A 1,805-nucleotide genomic window follows, 5' to 3' on the forward strand; every position below is an offset into this window, starting at 1 on the left:
GGCCCTCGCGGCGGCGGTGCGCGCGGGCGCGCTGGGCCGACTGACCGTGGAGAAGGCCGACGGGCAGGAGGCGTTGACCTCTTCCCTGGGCAAGGCCCTCGAAGCAGCCGGATTCCACGCGACCCCCAAGGGCCTGCGGCTGCGTGGGTGAGGCCGTTCACGGCCCGGGTGTGCCGGTTCGGTGGCCGGGCGACGCCGTTCACTGCCGGGGTGTGCCGTTCGGTGGCCGAGTGACGCCGTTCACTGCCCGGGTGGCGCCCCCGGTGCCCGCGTGACGCCGGTCGGTGCTCGAGTGTCACCGTTTACCGCTCGGGTGACACCGTTTCGTTACACGGGCGCCGGGTGGGCGAAACACGCCGGTCATGTCCATCACCCAGGATCAAGGGCACGGAAGGCGAAGCGGGGCGACCCGGCGGCGCCGACCGGCACCACCCGCCCGTGACGACCCTGCACGCGTCACGGTCGGAACGCACATGGATCCGGCGTCGCGATCGTGTTCCTGGCCGCGCGCTCGCGACGTCGGTCCGTGCTGCGACCACTGTGACCCCCGGGGTCCGGCACGCACCCGACGGGTCCGGGGGGACTCGGGGGCCGGCCCCGGGCCCGGTCACATCCGCGACAATGGCCGCATGCCCGAAGGCGACAGTGTGTATCAGGCCGCCAGGCGACTGCGCGCGGCACTCGTGGACCGCCCCCTGACGGTGACCGACTTCCGGGTCCCGCGACTGGCGACGGTGGACCTGACCGGACGATCCGTGCTGGCCGTGGTTCCTCGCGGCAAACACCTGCTCACCCGGTTCGAGGGCGACGTCACGCTGCACACCCATCTGCGGATGGACGGCACCTGGGAGATCCACCGCACGGGCTCGCGCCCGCTGCCCCGGCCCACCCACGCGATCCGGTTGATCCTGGCGAACGCCGAGCGGACCGCGGTCGGGATGCGGATGCCCGTGGTCGAACTCCTGCCCACCGCCGAGGAGTCCTCGGTGGTCGGCCACCTGGGCCCCGACCTGCTCGGCCCCGATTGGGATCCGGCCGAGGCCGTCCGCCGACTGGCCCGGCGCCCCGACCGCCCGATCGGCGACGCGCTGCTCGACCAACGCAACCTGGCCGGGATCGGCAACGTGTACAAGGCCGAACTGTGCTTTCTGCGCGGCGCCGCCCCGTGGACCCCGGTCGCCGCCGTCGGCGACCTCGGCCCGTGGGTCACCCTCGCGCACCGGCTCCTGTACGCCAACCGCGACCGGTTCGGCCACATCACCACGGGCGACACCAGGCCGGGCCGGCGCCACTGGGTGTACGGACGGGGCGGGCAGCCGTGCGCACGCTGCCGCACCCCGATCCGCCGCGCCGACCTCGGCGACCCGCCGCGCGTGACCTACTGGTGCCCACGCTGCCAGCCGTCACCCGATGGGGCTACACCCAGTGACCCGAAGGCGGGCGGTTCGTCGTACAGGGCATGACGTCGCCCCGGATCGTGTCGGCCCTGCTGTTGCCCGTACTGGTCTGGTTCTCGGCCGGTTGCACAACGGTCTCCGGGCCACCACCCGCCCCGCAGTCCTCACCCCCGGCCACGGTCGCCGTCGTCGCCGCCGCCGCACCGACCGTGGCCGCCGCGCCCGCGCCCTCGCTCGCCCGGATCCTCGCGAGCGTCGAGCCCTCCCCCGGCGTCACCACCATCGCGGGCGGCCCCGACCCGTCACCCCCCGAGCCCGCCACGCCCGAGCCGGCCGCCACGATCCGCACTCCTCGCGCGTCACCGGCCCCCGCGCCGCGCAGCCGCACCACGACCTCCGGCGCCAAAT

General features: G+C 74.6%; 1 protein-coding gene and 1 pseudogene. Both read left to right on the forward strand.

Going from position 1 to position 1,805, the window contains the following annotated elements:
- The first annotated feature begins 629 nt into the window (after positions 1-629).
- The gene (locus GT354_RS40145; protein WP_161361410.1) at positions 630-1,463 is read left to right on the forward strand and encodes an Fpg/Nei family DNA glycosylase; all 834 of its coding nucleotides are present in this window, start codon (positions 630-632) and stop codon (positions 1,461-1,463) included.
- Positions 1,460-1,805, forward strand: a pseudogene (locus GT354_RS40150) (hypothetical protein); the annotation flags it as partial. The gene GT354_RS40145 and the pseudogene GT354_RS40150, both read left to right, overlap by 4 nt.

Source organism: Streptomyces sp. SID3343, assembly GCF_009865215.1.
Lineage (GTDB): Bacteria > Actinomycetota > Actinomycetes > Streptomycetales > Streptomycetaceae > Embleya.